The sequence below is a fragment of the Tardisphaera saccharovorans genome, assembly GCF_046635845.1.
In the GTDB taxonomy this organism is placed as follows: domain Archaea; phylum Thermoproteota; class Thermoprotei_A; order Marsarchaeales; family UBA168; genus UBA168.
The window spans coordinates 205,201-220,371 of sequence record NZ_JAQQXN010000002.1 but is presented as its reverse complement, the minus strand read 5'-3'; the positions used below and the strand labels follow the sequence as shown (position 1 = coordinate 220,371).

Annotated in this window: 21 protein-coding genes; 4 read left to right on the top strand and 17 right to left on the bottom strand. The window is 49.2% G+C overall.

Translation table 11 applies throughout. From position 1 onward, the window contains the following. Positions 1 to 66: 66 nt before the first annotated feature. From PRZ02_RS04570 to PRZ02_RS04560, 3 genes are read right to left on the bottom strand one after another with little or no spacing between them, the layout of a single operon-like run. Positions 67 to 1,068, bottom strand: a complete 1,002-nt coding sequence (locus tag PRZ02_RS04570) for a DNA primase small subunit domain-containing protein (RefSeq protein ID WP_449464656.1) — start codon at positions 1,066 to 1,068, stop codon at positions 67 to 69. Beyond that, positions 1,034 to 2,083 carry a hypothetical protein gene (locus tag PRZ02_RS04565; RefSeq protein WP_449464655.1) on the bottom strand — a complete coding sequence of 350 codons (1,050 nt, stop codon included), beginning with the start codon at positions 2,081 to 2,083 and terminating at the stop codon, positions 1,034 to 1,036. The genes PRZ02_RS04570 and PRZ02_RS04565 overlap by 35 nt, the downstream gene beginning before the upstream one ends. Before the next feature lie 9 nt (positions 2,084 to 2,092). Continuing rightward, entirely contained in the window at positions 2,093 to 2,833 is a 741-nt protein-coding gene (locus PRZ02_RS04560; protein ID WP_449464654.1) for a DNA polymerase sliding clamp, read from the bottom strand. 203 nt (positions 2,834 to 3,036) lie between these two features. Between PRZ02_RS04560 and PRZ02_RS04555 the strand changes: the two genes are divergently transcribed. Then, the gene (locus PRZ02_RS04555) at positions 3,037 to 3,837 is read left to right on the top strand and encodes a translation initiation factor IF-2 subunit alpha (RefSeq protein ID WP_449464653.1); all 801 of its coding nucleotides are present in this window, start codon (positions 3,037 to 3,039) and stop codon (positions 3,835 to 3,837) included. A gap of 1 nt (position 3,838) precedes the next feature. After that, positions 3,839 to 4,036 carry an RNA-protein complex protein Nop10 gene (locus PRZ02_RS04550; RefSeq protein ID WP_449464652.1) on the top strand — a complete coding sequence of 66 codons (198 nt, stop codon included), beginning with the start codon at positions 3,839 to 3,841 and terminating at the stop codon, positions 4,034 to 4,036. Here the strand turns inward: PRZ02_RS04550 and PRZ02_RS04545 are convergent. Then, positions 4,011 to 4,607 (bottom strand): hypothetical protein, encoded by a 597-nt coding sequence (locus PRZ02_RS04545; protein ID WP_449464651.1) that lies wholly within the window; start codon positions 4,605 to 4,607, stop codon positions 4,011 to 4,013. The two genes, PRZ02_RS04550 and PRZ02_RS04545, sit on opposite strands and share 26 nt — an antisense overlap. A gap of 103 nt (positions 4,608 to 4,710) precedes the next feature. On the opposite strand from PRZ02_RS04545, the gene ppa reads away from it, so the two are divergent. Then, a complete protein-coding gene (ppa, locus tag PRZ02_RS04540; protein WP_449464650.1) occupies positions 4,711 to 5,196 on the top strand; it encodes an inorganic diphosphatase in 486 nt (161 codons plus the stop codon). Continuing rightward, entirely contained in the window at positions 5,189 to 5,653 is a 465-nt protein-coding gene (locus PRZ02_RS04535) for an NfeD family protein (protein WP_449464649.1), read from the top strand. Before ppa ends, PRZ02_RS04535 begins: the two co-directional genes overlap by 8 nt. On the opposite strand, the gene PRZ02_RS04530 is transcribed toward PRZ02_RS04535, so the two are convergent. From PRZ02_RS04530 to PRZ02_RS04470, 13 genes are all read right to left on the bottom strand, one after another. After that, complete coding sequence (locus PRZ02_RS04530; protein ID WP_449464648.1) at positions 5,636 to 6,379, bottom strand: energy-coupling factor transporter transmembrane component T family protein; 744 nt, start codon at positions 6,377 to 6,379, stop codon at positions 5,636 to 5,638. The two genes, PRZ02_RS04535 and PRZ02_RS04530, sit on opposite strands and share 18 nt — an antisense overlap. Then, positions 6,376 to 7,191 (bottom strand): energy-coupling factor ABC transporter ATP-binding protein, encoded by an 816-nt coding sequence (locus PRZ02_RS04525; RefSeq protein WP_449464647.1) that lies wholly within the window; start codon positions 7,189 to 7,191, stop codon positions 6,376 to 6,378. Before PRZ02_RS04525 ends, PRZ02_RS04530 begins: the two co-directional genes overlap by 4 nt. Then, the gene (locus PRZ02_RS04520; RefSeq protein WP_449464646.1) at positions 7,188 to 8,033 is read right to left on the bottom strand and encodes an energy-coupling factor ABC transporter ATP-binding protein; all 846 of its coding nucleotides are present in this window, start codon (positions 8,031 to 8,033) and stop codon (positions 7,188 to 7,190) included. Before PRZ02_RS04520 ends, PRZ02_RS04525 begins: the two co-directional genes overlap by 4 nt. A gap of 45 nt (positions 8,034 to 8,078) precedes the next feature. Further along, a complete protein-coding gene (locus tag PRZ02_RS04515; protein WP_449464645.1) occupies positions 8,079 to 9,050 on the bottom strand; it encodes a DHH family phosphoesterase in 972 nt (323 codons plus the stop codon). A 5-nt stretch (positions 9,051 to 9,055) separates the two neighbouring features. Continuing rightward, positions 9,056 to 9,415: a prefoldin subunit gene (locus tag PRZ02_RS04510; RefSeq protein WP_449464644.1), complete on the bottom strand. Its 360-nt coding sequence runs from the start codon at positions 9,413 to 9,415 to the stop codon at positions 9,056 to 9,058. Continuing rightward, positions 9,415 to 9,642, bottom strand: coding sequence for a hypothetical protein (locus PRZ02_RS04505; RefSeq protein ID WP_449464643.1), 228 nt, complete (start codon positions 9,640 to 9,642; stop codon positions 9,415 to 9,417). The genes PRZ02_RS04510 and PRZ02_RS04505 overlap by 1 nt, the downstream gene beginning before the upstream one ends. Position 9,643: 1 nt before the next feature. Beyond that, positions 9,644 to 9,883 (bottom strand): hypothetical protein, encoded by a 240-nt coding sequence (locus PRZ02_RS04500; RefSeq protein ID WP_449464642.1) that lies wholly within the window; start codon positions 9,881 to 9,883, stop codon positions 9,644 to 9,646. Next, entirely contained in the window at positions 9,880 to 10,716 is an 837-nt protein-coding gene (rrp42, locus tag PRZ02_RS04495) for an exosome complex protein Rrp42 (RefSeq protein ID WP_449464641.1), read from the bottom strand. The genes PRZ02_RS04500 and rrp42 overlap by 4 nt, the downstream gene beginning before the upstream one ends. A 3-nt stretch (positions 10,717 to 10,719) precedes the next feature. Beyond that, positions 10,720 to 11,457, bottom strand: a complete 738-nt coding sequence (gene rrp41, locus PRZ02_RS04490; RefSeq protein ID WP_449464859.1) for an exosome complex exonuclease Rrp41 — start codon at positions 11,455 to 11,457, stop codon at positions 10,720 to 10,722. Continuing rightward, complete coding sequence (gene rrp4, locus PRZ02_RS04485; protein WP_449464640.1) at positions 11,450 to 12,151, bottom strand: exosome complex RNA-binding protein Rrp4; 702 nt, start codon at positions 12,149 to 12,151, stop codon at positions 11,450 to 11,452. Before rrp4 ends, rrp41 begins: the two co-directional genes overlap by 8 nt. 10 nt (positions 12,152 to 12,161) lie before the next feature. Continuing rightward, positions 12,162 to 12,857 carry a ribosome assembly factor SBDS gene (locus PRZ02_RS04480; protein WP_449464639.1) on the bottom strand — a complete coding sequence of 232 codons (696 nt, stop codon included), beginning with the start codon at positions 12,855 to 12,857 and terminating at the stop codon, positions 12,162 to 12,164. Positions 12,858 to 12,872: 15 nt separating this feature from the next. After that, positions 12,873 to 13,577, bottom strand: coding sequence for an archaeal proteasome endopeptidase complex subunit alpha (gene psmA, locus PRZ02_RS04475; protein WP_449464858.1), 705 nt, complete (start codon positions 13,575 to 13,577; stop codon positions 12,873 to 12,875). Positions 13,578 to 13,650: 73 nt separating this feature from the next. Further along, positions 13,651 to 15,111 (bottom strand): MFS transporter, encoded by a 1,461-nt coding sequence (locus PRZ02_RS04470; protein ID WP_449464638.1) that lies wholly within the window; start codon positions 15,109 to 15,111, stop codon positions 13,651 to 13,653. Positions 15,112 to 15,171: the final 60 nt, after the last annotated feature.

The following is a 15,171-nucleotide window of genomic DNA, read 5'->3' as shown; positions in this document are numbered from 1 at the left end:
GCATGAGCTACGCTTAGATATGCCGATCGTTGAATTGACAAGCCCCTTAAGGGATTATTTTACCTTTCAGTTATTACCCTTAGCTAATCCCTTTAAAACCAGGAAAACGGCAACGCTCCTGTTAACGCGCATATCCTTGCCACTGAGACCTTCTGACAGGGTAAGACCACCGACACTTATGCCGGAGTAAGGCCTAAGGTCTCCGAACTTTACGCGCACTTCTTCATCGCATGGCACCAGCGCATCCTCATAAGGTACGAAACTTTCCAGGTCCCTTACTGGCATAACAATCATTCCCGTAGAGGCATGAAGCGTATTAACGTGCCTGATCAACCTATGCAAATCGAGCAAGACATTCTCATCGATATCAAGAGCTATTGAATCTATGGCTTCCTCAACCGAGTTTTGACCATCTCCTATTACCTTAGCTACCTTGCTCATCCACCCTGGCTGAGATAATGCTATTATCTTCGCGCGCCCGCGCTGCTTTAGTTTTGAATAAATTAGGTCGACATCTAAATCCGCCCCGTTTATGTAAGATGCAAGCCTTCTTCTGCCCTCTTGGCTCAACTGCAGGTAAGGCTTTGAAGAAACTCTCACGTGAAACCCCCTGTTTCCGGAGAAGTTTATCGATATGTCATTTTGGCTAAAACCGAAGTCATCTAGTAAAAAATCGTTTACGAGGCGCCACGTGTGGTCCTTTATAAGGGACCAATCTGACCCATCAAGCACACCAGATCTCACGTTCGGCTTATCCTTCAACTGCTTAACGTGATCGGCGTCGAACTCAAAGACCATATCGCTCCCTTCCCATCCCTTAGCGTTCATGTCTTTATTGCTTGGATCTCTGTAAATTGCTGTTGAAGAGTAAACATGAGAAATCGGTATAGACATAAGGTAGCTTTTCAATGAACTCACATCATAAAACGAAAGGTGCCTAATCATCTCGCGCTTGTCTGGCCTGAGAAATCCAAATTCCCTCTTGGGAAGATCTGGGATGAAGAGCTTTTCAGCATCAATCCCAGCGTAATACTCATGAAAATGAGCCCGCACAATCTCTTCCTGCATTGGGATCCCCATTCAATCTCTTCTGTATGGATATCTTGTAGTAAAGCAGGGGATGCGTCATGTGCTGGCACAGCCCCTGTCTGCACGTGCAAACGCCAGACGTGCGAAGCGTTTCGCACCTAGGTACGGAGTACTTTTTTCCTGATCCCCTTTGCCCTGCCAAGTCCTCTATCTGATAGCGGGCTATGTGCTCATCGTAATCAGGCGTATGGCTGAAGTACTTCAATACGTCGTCAACGCTCATATCTATCGAAAGAAGAAACGTCGCAACTAAGAACCTAGCCTGATGTGGGATGTTTATGCCCTTGTTCATCTGGGATATCCAGAACTTCACGCATGGAGGGAACAAGGATTCAATAGGCGAAAGCGATGATATATCGACTTCCTCGCCCCTCCGTTTTGAGAACTCAGCTGATATCGAGGCTATTGCATCCTTCACCTTGGGGTCTATGGCTGCCGCGGAAAGCTCTCTCATCTGTGATTCCATTTTCTCCACAAGAGTCCTCCTGAAAACCGTTGAGACGAGCTTCCTGAAAACGTTTACCTGGAAGTAAACGACCCCATGCTCCACCTTAAGCTGTGGGAGCAAAAGGTCGGGTTCATTATCTATCCCCTTAAGCGAAAGGTAGTCCAGTAACGACATCTTGAACTCCTTTCCATCGAGCTGCGCCTTCACGCCTAAAGACGCAGCGACCTCCTCATAGATATCTGGAGCATCCGTCGAGAGCTCCTTCTCAAGCTCCCTAGAAAGCGCTGATGCATAAGACCTTATCAGGCGACGACTGCCCGTAGCCGAGGCCATCGCCAGCGATGCGCTGAAAGCCGCAACCGCATCTCTCTTATCCATTGGATAGTCCCTTTCCCCTGAGAGCCCAAGCATGTAGCGTATTTTTTTCTCAGCAAGCTCCAGAACTCTAGGGAAATCGGAGAGATTTGTAAGCGATAAGCCCTCGACAAGCTCTTCTGCTCCCCTTAGAAAAGGATATTTTTTCAGGACTTCGGATCCTGCGGGCATAGTTGCTCGCTATAAGCGCGGAGCCAGTATGAACTGGAAGGAGGCCCCATCTGGCATTTTATACTCCAAGTGAAGTGGTTTATCTTGAGCAAACTCCAGGAGAACGCTCGGAGATCCCTTAAAAGAAGTTATCATCTCCAGGTATTGTAAGCTATACTTAGCAGTGGCCTCCTCCAATACCTTAGCATCCAATATCATCCCACTTTCTCTGGTTAGCCTTTGCTCAACGGAACCCTTATCGCTGCTAGCAGATATCAGAAGGGACTCGTCCTTAGATGAACTGAAGGTAACCTCATCCGCAACGGTCGCAGCGTCCTTTATGCTTGAAGCAAGGCCGTCCGCAAGTATGTTGTACCTACTCGTGTACTGGACGTTGATCGTAGGTGTTTCTTGACCTCCTAGATCAAGCAAGGGTATCTTGAAAGATCTCGTGTACTTATTCACCGAAAGGGAAACCGTAAGTCTGCCCTTATCGCTTTCCAACGCCATGGAATCGTCTGGTCTCAACCGTTTGAGCACGTTTAGCAACTCTTCCAAGTTTACCCCAAGCTTTTCCTCACCCTCGCTATTCAGCGCTTCAAAACACGATGGTGGAAAACTAAACTCCACCATGGCTATTCTGCTTGGATCAAGCTCCTTCATGGTAAGCCCGTCGCTTGATACCCTAAAAACACCCTCCGATACCACGCTCGACGCGTTTTGAATTATATCCCTGAATTCTCTTGGATCCTTTAAGACCAGTTTAGCCAAGCTAATTTACTAGGCTTATTCAGTATTAAAGTTATAGCCTAAAAATATCACCTCCACCTTGAGATAAGCGATCCAGTCGAGACCCGCGTGATAACCATCCCCGCTCACGCGGCAGGCGCGGGCCTGCCACTGAGAACAAACGCCATGCCCACTAACGGATGCTAAAAAAGAAAAGATTTTATGCGGATAAAGGAGGGTTAACCATGGTCATACTTAGAAGGGAGAAATTCCCCTACGTTGGTATGAACGTCGTTGTTACCATTGACAAGCTTGAGGAGCATGGCGCATACGTGACCTTGGACTCTTTTAACGGGCTTCACGGCTACCTTCCCATAAACGAGATCGCTAGCGGCTGGGTGAAAAACATACATGATTACGTGAAGGAGGGAAGAAAGATGCCTCTCAAGGTTATAATGGTTGATCCCTCAAAAAACCAAATAGTTCTTTCGCTGAAAAAGATAAGCGCAGGAGAGCAAGAGAAGACGCTATCCCAGTGGAATAAGGAGAAAAAAGTAGAGGCAGTGGTAATGGTTGCTGCAAAGGCCCTTGGAAAGAGCAAGGAAGACGCTTATAGGGAAGTGATTTGGCCATTAGAGGAAAAGTACGGTGACGCTTACGCGGCGCTGACCACGACGCTTGAGACCGGTAGCGATGTTCTTAAGAAAGCGGGCATACCCGATCAATGGGTTTCCACGCTTTATCCCCTAATAGAAAGGCACGTCAAGGCTGAGACCGTGGCCATATCGTTTAGGTTCAATCTGTTTTTTGAAGGAAAGGGCGGTATAAATAAGGTAAAAGTGGCGTTTTCTCGCTTCGAAGACCTCGCAAAGGAGGCTGGCTTAAAGGTTAAGGTATCTTATCTGAGCGCACCATCTTACCTTGTAAAAATCAGCGACACTAACTACAAGGAGCTCGAAGCACGCTCCCAAGAACTAAATGGAGCCTTCGCTGAATACGTCAAGAAAAGCGGTGGCTCGCTCTCGATAGAGAGAATGAAGTCTTAGGGTGGGCACGCTGAAGCATCAAATAATGAGGTGCCCAAGGTGCGGAACCTACACGTTAAAGCCAAGGTGCCCAAGGTGCGGGGCGGCGACCGTACAGGCCGCGCCGGCAAAGTTCTCTCCCGACGATCCATACCTAGATTATAAAATAAGAGCAATAAGAGAGGAAAGAAATTCTAGCGCCCATAACCCAAAACCCTAACAAGTCCAGACCTTACAACCAGGATCCATGGCAAAGCCGCATCCAGCACTCCCTGGGCGACGTTCAACCCTGCCACGAAAGCAAAAAAGCTCAGAAAGGAACCCGCAAAGAACCTCTGGATAACCTCCTGAGTGGGTAAACCCATGAAAGTTGGTATCGCCCAATAGTAGTTCAGTACAAATGTCAAAACAACCCTAACCGCTATGGCAATCCCTGATGCAAACCCATACAACAGCGCACCCCTAGATGAGGGCGTTACGAGCAATTTCTTTGGGACCTTTCTCGTAATGAGCCACGGCATCAATATCATGGGGTAAGTTGCAGCAAACTTCATGGCAGCGCCCACGAAACCAGTTGGTCCATAGGCGGTCATGAGCAGAAAGGTACCCAACGACGTATAAGTGGCAGTTTCAAAGCCAAAAAGCAAGAAGCCGCTCACCCAAACCGTACCAACTAGGTCCAACTTCATTCCAAAGAACACCCTTGGCATGGGAAACAGATCAGCCATGACCGAGAGAGCTACGAGAGCTCCTACCCTTGCCACCAGCTTCGAGCGCGGTTGCGTTGGCAATTCGTGCTAAAGGGCTAACTGGATTTAAGCCTACCTATTTTTTGTTAGATAATCAAAAATGCTTGATAGCGTCAGGGTTAAAAGTGCGCAGCCGTGTTTATTTATGCAGGTCAACGTCGTAATAGAGATCCCTCAGGGCAGCGACGTAAAATACGAAATAGATCATAAAACGGGGAAAATCTACGTCGACAGGTTCCTTTACGCGGCTGCCCACTATCCCTTCAACTATGGCTTCATTGAAGGAACTGCAGCGCCTGATGGTGATCCTCTCGACTGCCTGGTGATAAGCCGTGAAGCCGTCACACCCGGTACCATAGTAAGAAGCAAACCCGTGGGAGCGCTAAAGACCGTAGATGAAAAAGGTGAGGACACAAAGATAATAGCCGTGCCTTATGGCAACATCGATCCTTTTTACTCAGATATAGATGATATAACTCAAATTTCAAGCCCCATAAGGAACGAGATCGAGCACTTCTTCAATCACTATAAAGAACTGGAACCCGAAAAATTCGTAAAGGTACTGGGATGGATGAACAAGAAAGAGGCTGAAGAGACCATAAAGAAATGTAGCGTGGCCCGAGTTGTCTAACGAACAACCGGGAAAGGGCACGCTAAACGGGCTCGCTGACAGGATTTTGATATATGGGATAAGACCACTAATATTGGTTGTTATTATAAATCTGGTCGGTCTTTTCATAGCAGTAAACGGTCTGCTTACAGGCGACCTGCTGGAGACCACCATAGGCGTCATAATTATCACGATAGGGGTGATCTTGGGGATCGGGTTCGCTGCGACAACCGTCAGGAAGAGGAGGCCGACCTACAGGTTACCGCAGTACATGGTAGGCCTAGTAGGTGAAGCCAGGACAAGTATAAAGGCCGGGGGAGAGGGCGTAATATTCCTAGAGAGCGAGCTCTGGTCTGCGATATCCGATTCACCAGAGGACATATCCGCTGGAGAGAGAGTGATTGTGACAGGCTATGATGGATTGAAGCTCAAGGTGAAGCCGCACAAGAAAGGGGACAAGTCAAACTCCAAAACCTAGGCCTATCAACTTGAGGTAAACGAGGTAACCAGTTATTATGCACGTAATAATTACGAGCACCAAATCCACGGCCGACGGCTTAACGTCATTATAGCTGGTCACGTCTTTCGTGTACCCAAAACCTCTTGTCTCAAGCGCTTGTCCGGCGGAATCTGCCTTCATCAACGATATGACTATCAAAGGCACCAGTATTGGCACGTAGTTTTTCACCATCTTTATGGGGTTATGCGTGCTCATGTCAAAACCCCTCGCACTTTGAGCGTCGATAATGTTTTGAGCTTCTTGCGCAAGTAATGGCAGAAACCTTATGGACATCATAAAGGCCACAGTTAGGGCGTAGGGAAAGCCCGTGGTAAGCATCACTCCCGCCACGTCTTCGGGCGCAGTAGTCAGGGAAAAAACAGAGAATGCCGACACCACAACGATGAACCTGAGCCCCATAGCTACAGAAAACAGCGCATTACCAAGGAAAACATAATCCAAAAGACCTATCACAAGGGCAACAACCATCGCCATCTTCATGGTTCCCCACCACCTCTTCAGCTGATGGGCAGCCGTCACTAGAACAATAGTAAATGTCAGTAGAATCAACAGATAAGCAATGCTTTGAAACACATATATTGAAAGCACTAGTAAACCTAAAACAATGACTATCTTGGGTATGGGATTCAACCTATGCAAAAAAGAATTTCCATGAACGAACGAAAGGCCAGCTGCCCAGCTCATGTTCTTTGTCCCTCCTTAAACTCCTTCACAAGATCTTCAACGGTCAGCGGATTGCCCCCGATCCCCAGCCCTTTACTGATCGTCACCACTTGAGGTTCTAAGAGGCCGAACTTCTCCAAGGAACCGTTGTAGAAGATCTCCCTAGCCTGGCCATCCGCAACCAATCTTCCGTTCTCTACTATCATCACCCTGTCGAAGTAACGCGCCACGAAGTCAAGGTCATGCGTGCTTACTATTACGGCGTCACCCTTGAAGCTCTGGATCAACTCGCCTATCTTTTTTTTCTGTGCCACATCCTGGCCTGATGTAGGTTCATCCATTACAAGTATTTTTGGTTCATAGACTAAAACGCTGGCAAGGCCCAGCCGCTTTTTCTCGCCTGCACTCAACAGGAATGGCGACTCGTTTCTGTAATCCCAAAGCCCGAAGCTCTTGAGCGCTCCCTCTGCCCTCTTGGAGATCTCTTCCTCAGGAAAATTAAAGTTCCTCATGGCAAACGTAACCTCTTCCCAGCACGTCTGGGCAAAAAGCTGCTGATTTGGGTTTTGAAAAACCATGCCCACCTTTCTCGCTAAATCCGACACCTTAGCCCTCCTGGTGTCGACACCGTCGATAAAGACGCTTCCGCTATGTGGTTTAAGGAGGCCATTCATGTGCTTTAATATTGTCGTCTTTCCCGACCCATTGGTGCCGATCAGGGCTACCTTATCGCCGCGCTTTATCTTAAACGTTACACCCTTGAGTACCTCGTAATCAGATAGAGGATACCTATATCTTACTTCATTGAACTCTATTATCGATAACCTGATCACCTCATGAGGGCGGTGCTGGACCTCACCTCATCCAAGAACTGACGCGCGTCCATGGGAACGCGATCAAACCTGATCCCGAGCTCTTTGAGACCAAGGTAGGCCGCCACAGCGTCTGGAACCTCTACGAGCCCCTGATTGGCCATCCTCAATATAACCTCTGAAGGAGGGCCCTGGTCAACTATCCGCCCTTGATTCATGACCACCAGCTTGTGCGCAAAAGGCAACAGCAGAGACAACCTATGTTCACTTATAACAACCGTCATACCAGATCTGTTCAGCTCGTGAACCACGGAGAGCACCTCTACGGCTGCCCTTGGATCAAGGCTTGAAGTCGGCTCGTCAAGAAGCAGTACGCTGGGCTTGGAGATAAGGGCAGCCGCTATGGCTACCCTTTGCTGCTCTCCCCCGCTGAGCTCGGAGGGTGACCTATGCCTCAAGTGAGAAAGGCCAAACCTATTAAGCGCGTCTTCAACAAGCTCTTTCATCTCAGTCCTGCTTACTCCGGAGTTCTCCAAGGGAAAAGCCAGCTCCCTCTCAACGGAAAAGGTGAGCAGTTGCGTATCTGGCTCCTGGAAAACCGTCCCAACGACCTTGAAAAGCTCGTGCGGTTGTTCCTTCGCCGGGTTGTGCCCTTCTATCCTCACCTCTCCTTTGTAGCTGCCGCCGTAAAAGCTGGGTATTAAGCCGTTAATAGCCTTAATGAGCGTTGACTTCCCGCATCCGCTGGGTCCCGCGATCACAACGAATTCCCCGCGCTCCACGTCTAGGCTGACGCCATCAAGTGCAAGCCTCTCGCTACCCTCGTAGGCAAACGATAGATCTCTTATTTCTATGGCCCTCAAGTGGGCTCAACCCTCCGCGCAACGCTTCATTTGGCTCGCAGATTTTTAGCTACTCATTTTTAAGTCGTTTCTATGAGATGATATGTACGCGTATTGTGCCAGAAAATCGTGAGCTATCTTCAATAAAACGCTCTGAGCGTCACCACTCATAAGAGCACCGGCGGCGCCTTCATGCCCTCCTCCGCTCTCGCCAAAAAACGAGGCAAGGTTAACTCCATAAGAAAGGGCCTTTTCATCGGCCCTTCCAGAAACCCTGACGCCGTTGCCCCGCGGCGCAGCCACAAATGCCACGTCTGCACCCAACGATAACAGTGCTTCGGCCACCTCACCCTCAAAGATGTCGACGGTAGATGTAGCAAGAATTATATCACCCAATTCGGCTATGTTAAGCCTCTGCGCGGCTTTTAACCGCGCCATCCTGAGGTTCTTGCTCTGCTCTCTCTTGGAAAAGCTCAAGGCAGTCCCATAGTCGGCTCCCAAATCGATGAGCTTAGCGGCCGCCTTGATTGAATGAGGAGTGGCATACTTGAAAACCCCCGTGTCGAACAGAATTCCTCCCAGAAGCGCAGTGGCCAAAACGGGGTCAGGCCGCACTCCGAGCACATCCATAAGGTCAAGCACGAGTTCACACGACGAAGATGATTTGACATCAACAAAAGCCGTTGCCAACTCAGGCTTACCGCACTCGTGATGATCTATAACGAACACCTCATTCCCAGAAAACTCCCTACCTCTGTGGCTATATTTCAGTCCACATGTATCTGTTACTATGGCCACCTCGGGCACGAAGTCCTCAGGCGGAAGCTCTGAATTTAAAGTGGTATTCATGCGTTTAGCCAAGGAATTCATGTCGTCAAGGTAAGCGTAAACGCGAAACGCACCAAGCTTCTTTGCCACAAAAACCATGGCATAGGCTGACGCAAACCCATCGGGGTCAACGCGCGGATGTGAAAAAACTGCCACCTTTTTGCCGGGCAAAGCTCCTTCTAACGCCGTGGCGAAGCTCCCTACCTCCATATCAATCACGAGCTTCCAGTTGCGCGAAAAGCTTGACTCTTAAGTATCATGTCTCTCCTAAGCTTGTTTATCTCAGCTGTCAGGGCTTCTTCGCGCTGCTTCAGCGTCTGGACGTACAGGTTATCGCTTTCCTTTTTTTCTTCGAGCTCTTTCTTTATGGTCTCGCGATCTTTCTTTATCATAACGTTGCCTACTAGCTGATAAACCGCCTCCCCATCTGGAAGCGCCTCGATTTCTCCTAGGACCCGCTCTATATCTTTAACTTCAAGCTCTATGTTTTGACGCTCTTGGGTCGTCGCCCTGAGCTGTTCCGTCAAGCTTTCCAGCCTCTCAGCATAATCCGCAGAACCGCTTTCTTCAGCCATTATAGTAAGCTTTGGTTAAGAGTTTTTAGGATTGTCGAAATTATGCGGGCCTCAGACTCGATCCATGCCCGAGCCTTGGCATCCCTCTTGAAGGCTGCTGTCACCGTTAGAAGGTCGCCAGAGACAACAAAACTCACGTTATCATCATCGTCAGGTCTCAGCGCCTCCACCACGTATTGCACAAGCCTGTCCCTAACCGATATGCTGACGCGGATGAATTCTGACATTTTAGGCGCTTATGACCTGGCTGTAGGGCCTCGGGCTAAACGCAGACCCGGTGAAGGTATAACCGCACTTGGGGCAACGCCATATCCCAGCTGCAATCCTGTCCATTACAACATGCTTGCCGCAGGAGGGACAACGCATGGGTTGCTTTCTCTGGCTCTTTAGCCTAACGTAATCTCTTCTAAGTTTCATGCCGTACTTTACTCCAAGCTCACCGCCAGCACGCTCTTTAATGGCGCTCATTCTTCGTTCACTTTCTTCTCTTCGGCGCTTTTATACTTTTTTGCCACGTCCATGACTGCAGCCCTTAGCTCTTCCCCTTTTTCCTTGGCGAGCTCAACGCAGCGCAGGACCTCGTCTTCGGTCAGCGCACCCGATAATATCTTCTGCATGGATGAAACCCGCCCATCCTCCAAAGTCGTTATGGAAAGCTCGGAATCGAGATAATCCTCCTCTTCTAAGCTGGGATCAACAATGAGGTAATCACCTATCTTCCCAACGGTAACCGATATGGGGTAATGAGCTAGCTCGATCGAGTCCTTACCCAAGGACTCCGCTATGTCGGGCGGAAACTTAGCTGTCATAAGAGCGGCAAGCGCGGCTATCGACGAGGCATCCTGAGCGTTTCCTTCGTGGTTGAGCACCGTGATGTCAAGCCATATTATGACTACCTTCTTTCCTTCCTCTATGACCAGAGACCCAAGGTCTATAGCCTTGCCCTCCCTAATCCCCCTGTCAACAACCCGCCCCCACCCAATGCCCCGCTCATCAGGCGGACCGGGCTGGAAATCTGGATGTGCAAAGGGCGCCAAGTCCATTCCAACCGTGAGCACCCCCTCATCAGGCGTGTCGGCATATGGGGCTCCTGACGTTATCTTTATACCCGCAAGCACTTGAGTTTCTCCCAGTTTCACTTGCGCGCTGCCATCTGCCTTAGGTACCACACCTGGCAAAACCTCTAGCTTTCTGTATTGGTCCAAGGCCCTGCCATCCACCCTTTCGTTTGACTTAAACTTAGCAAGGAGAAACTCCAGGTAGTCTTGGCCCAAACTTCCCTGAAAACTTGGTCTACGCATCTTCTATCCCTCGTTAGGAGCCGCCAGCGGGGCATATTTCTTCTTTAAAGCGTTTACCTGAACCGCGTAAAGCGAGTCAATAACGCGCTTGGCCATATCAACTGATCTCTTTATCTCATCTTGAGTCAAAAGGCCATTCATTTGAAGTAAAGTTATCTTTCCCTTATTGGGCATCATGGCAATTGGAAAGTCTGCCTGTCCGTTCTCGTCTTCCAAATCATTTATGTCAACAACCAACGTATCCCTTACCTTGCCTATGGCCACAGCCGTTACCAAATCGCGCATGGGAATACCCGCATCGGCCAAAGCCACACTTGCGGCATTAACCGAAGCGCAGCGCGTTCCACCATCCGCCTGAAGTACTTCCACGAACACATCTATCTGCGTCCTTGGCAGCTCCGTAAGTATGACCGCTGGTTCTAGAGCCTCCCTGATAGCGCGACTCAGCTCTATCTCTCTTCTAGAATAAGTGGGTGACTTCCTCTCGTTGGTAGAATAGGGCTGCATGTGATAGCGTACCCTCAACGAGCTTCTGTCAAGGTACTGAGAGTGCCTTTCAGCCTCATATGGGCCCATTACACCGGCCAAAATGAGGTTTTTGCCCTGCCTTACAAGCGCCGAGCCGTCAGCTTGCGTAAGCACTCCAACTTCAACTTCGAAAGGCCTCGCCTCATCTATTTTTCTGCCGTCGCTCCTTATCCCTTCATCCGTAAGCAACTCTTCTTGTGATAGTCTAGCCATTTTGATTTCCATACCTCTTTATCAAAAGCTCCTTTATCCTATCCGTAAGCCCATAGGTATAGGCTTCCTCCTCGATCTTCCTCAAAACCGAGATCGTAAAGGAGACGTCCTCGGGCGTCCCTCCCTGAATTATTATGTAACCGTTCTGGCCAACTACTAACTTGGTTTTAAGCATTTTATCAAGCATGCTTATCATAGAGCCCTTCTTTCCTATGACCCTGGGAACGCGAGAGGGTATTATGGATATGGGTATGCCTCCCCTTATCTTTCCCAACCCCCTTTCCTTAACGGTAAGTGAGGGAGGAGTGACCCTGTCAAAACTTATCACCTTAGCACCTATATAATCTCCAACATCAAAATACCTCCTTAGGTCGATGGTTATGGGATCAACCTCAATGCCAGCATCCCTTGAGTCGAGCCTACCGACGTAAGGAGAGTTTATGTCGACGGTCCAGTCAGTCAGGCCTACCTCTATTATTTTTCCAACGACGAAATCGTCGACCTTGGGCATGTACTTACCCCTCAGCGGCCTAACTCTTACGCCACGCTGCTCGTCTCTCTCTACCACACCTAGGAAGCTGGAGAAGACATTACCGTCATCACGATAACAACCTTCTCCTGCCCTTGCGCCTTCATCAGAAAGCCTTTCGCCCGGGACCACAACCTCACGAACTTTCTCTATTCTTTCTGACAAAAACAGTCACCTAAGCCTCCTCTACCGTGACCTCTGCAGAGCCATGAGTCAAGCTGTTTATCTTCTCCATGACTTCTGACCTGGCCCCTCCGGGTACCGTTATAGTTACGGTTATGGAACCATCATCTCCCCATTGAGAGCTCTTGAGTTGGCCAAGCGAGGTTATCTGCTTATACGTCTTTGACGCATAGGTCGCTGGCACCCTTATCTTAAAACTGAACTGCACAATCTTAATCGGCAATATGGGTTTCAGGACCTTAATTGCATCATTAACCTGTTCTTCCACCGGTTTGAAAGGATCAACAGCAAAGCGCGCCTGATTGAGAGCAAGCTCTATTCTTGTCGGGGGATGCGGAAGTTTAGTTTTTGGGTCAACGGCGCTTTTACTTATGAGATTTATTATCTGCTTGCGTTTTGCTTCCACCATCTCCCTTCTCTGCTCCGTCGTGAGGAGCAACTCTCCCCGCTTAAGCACCTCTAGGGCCACTTTTGACTCGTCGTCAGTTCCGAAAACCTGAACTAGATTCGTCGCAGATGCCTTTTCTCCCCTTCCAACGTCCTTGAAAACCTCCTCGGTCACAAATACGTCCTTAAGCGGGATCTGTTCTCCTTCTTTGTACTTCCACGCCTTTTCGGGAACGACTACGACCTCAAACTTTTGCCCTTTTAACTCAAGCCTTACTATGGTGTTTTTACCTATGTCCAACTGCGCCCACCACGCTCAGCTTTTAGCTTTTTCCACGTAACTCATTACCTTTTCCTGGCTCAGCTTTTCGAAAAGGCCGGTTTTAACTGGCACGACCGCAAGCTCGAAGTTCCCCGAAGCTAGGCCTCCCTCAACGACCGGGGCCATCGCCTTGAGGGCTAGCACTATGGCATCGTCAAGCAGCGCCTTTTCATCATAGTTCTTCTCCAGGTAATCCATGACCGTGCTGAAACCAGATCCTATGGCGTTAGCGAAGTAACCGGCGTAAGCTCCCCCTGGATCGGTGCCATAAAGCTTGGGTTGCCCTCTGAACACACCTCCTATCATAAGAGATACTCCAAATGGGCGAGCTCCCCCATGAAGCGTGTAGTCGTGCATTATATCGCAGATGTACCTCGTAAGGGTTTCCACATCCACTGGCTCATCGTAAACTAGCTTGTAAATCTGGCCGTAGACCCTGGCCTGGTCTATGAGAAAACGAGCATCGGGAGATAAGCCGGCAAAGACCGCACCTATGTGATCGTCGATCTTGAAGATCTTCTCTGTATAAGCTGGATCGATAAGCCTCGTATACCTCTTCTTTTCCACTGCCAAGACTATGCCGTCAGAGGCCTTTATTCCTAAGGTTATCCACCCCTTCTTCACGGCCTCTAGGGCATAATCCACTTGGTAAAGCTTTCCATCGGGAGAGAACGTGGTTGGAACCCTATCATATCCCATCGATGCAGGGGAGTACAAATTCTTATCAAAAATACCTCGCCGTCGATAATATGCTTTTCTGTTAGGAGCTTTCCTAGCCAAGCTCAATTCGAATACCCTTCTCCTGTTGAAGAGATCTCCTGAGCTCTTTCCCTCTGACAGCAGAGGCAACGGCTGCGACAAGCGCCAGTGCTATCGAAAGCCTGAACGCGTTATCCATACCTCCAACAAATGATGATAAAATTGAACTGCTAAGGTTCGTGCTGGTACCCAGAAAAAGTGCGAAAACAGCAGATTCCGGCATCGAACCAGCGGCAACCGCAAGGGCCAAGGCTATGCTTATCACTTGGCCAGTATTCCTAAGCGTGGTCATCATACCTGACCCTACACCGTAATACCCCCTTGGGGTCGACGACATCACTGCGCTCGCGTTTGGTGAGAAAAAGAGACCACTTCCTATCCCCATTACGGCCAAACCCAACGCGACAAAGAGATAAGATGAGCGTACGGTTAATTCTGACAATAGAAACAAAGCAATTCCCTGTATCAGTATCCCTATGGTAGCAGGTAATCTGGCGCCTATTCTATCTGACAAAAGTCCTCCAAACGGCGCAAGAAGGCTCGAAAGCAGGGGCATTGGTATAAGGAGGATTGACGATTCAATCACGCTGTAGCCCTTTACTGCTTCTAGGTAAAATATAACCAAAAACATTATGGCAAACATGGCAAGCGATTGAAGGAAGGATGCAAGAGTCGATGCCAAGTAAACCCTGTTTGAAAACAGGCTGAACTTAAATATTGGAGAGCTCACCTTTTTTTCGGCTGCAAAGAACGCGGCCAGCGCGATGAGCGATAACGTTAAGACGGTCAGGCTTAGGGCATCCCACCCAACGCCAATGCTCATGGTTATGGCCACTAGCAGAAGAGCCACAAATGCCGTGAAAAGCGCTGCCCCGGCTACATCAAAGCTCTCCCTTCTTTTGCTTTCCACAAATCCGCTCAACCTTATGCGCGCCCACAGCACCGCAAAGATGCCGATTGGAACGTTCACATAAAATATATATCTCCATCCCAAGTACGTTATTATAAGACCGCCAAGGACTGGCGCGACGACGCCTCCAATGCCCCAAGCTATGGAGTTTATGCCAAAAGCCTTTCCCCTTTCGTTCTCCGGGAAAGCCTCCGATATAAGTGCCCACGAATTGCCTACCATCATGGCTCCACCTATGCCTTGGATAAACCTGAATATGACGATCTCCCAACCGCTAGTGGAAAGGCCCGAGAGAGCCGAGCCGAGCGCGAAGATGAGGAAACCGGCCTCGTAAACCCTAATCCTCCCAAACGTATCTCCAACCCTTCCTATGGTCAGGACCAGCGCGGTACTCATGAGGATGTACCCCATTATGACCCAAGCCATTTCTATCAGGTTGGCGTGAAGTGCCTGCATTATGACCGGTATTCCAAGAATAACTATGGTCGAGTCTATAGCAGCCATCAGCGTGCCCAAGGTCGTGACCGAAACTACGGTCCAGCGCCTCGAGTAATTTACTGACATAACAGAAAACCGGGTTGCAGCGTTTTAAGATTTCGCGAGTTATCTGCTAAACGAGAGAGT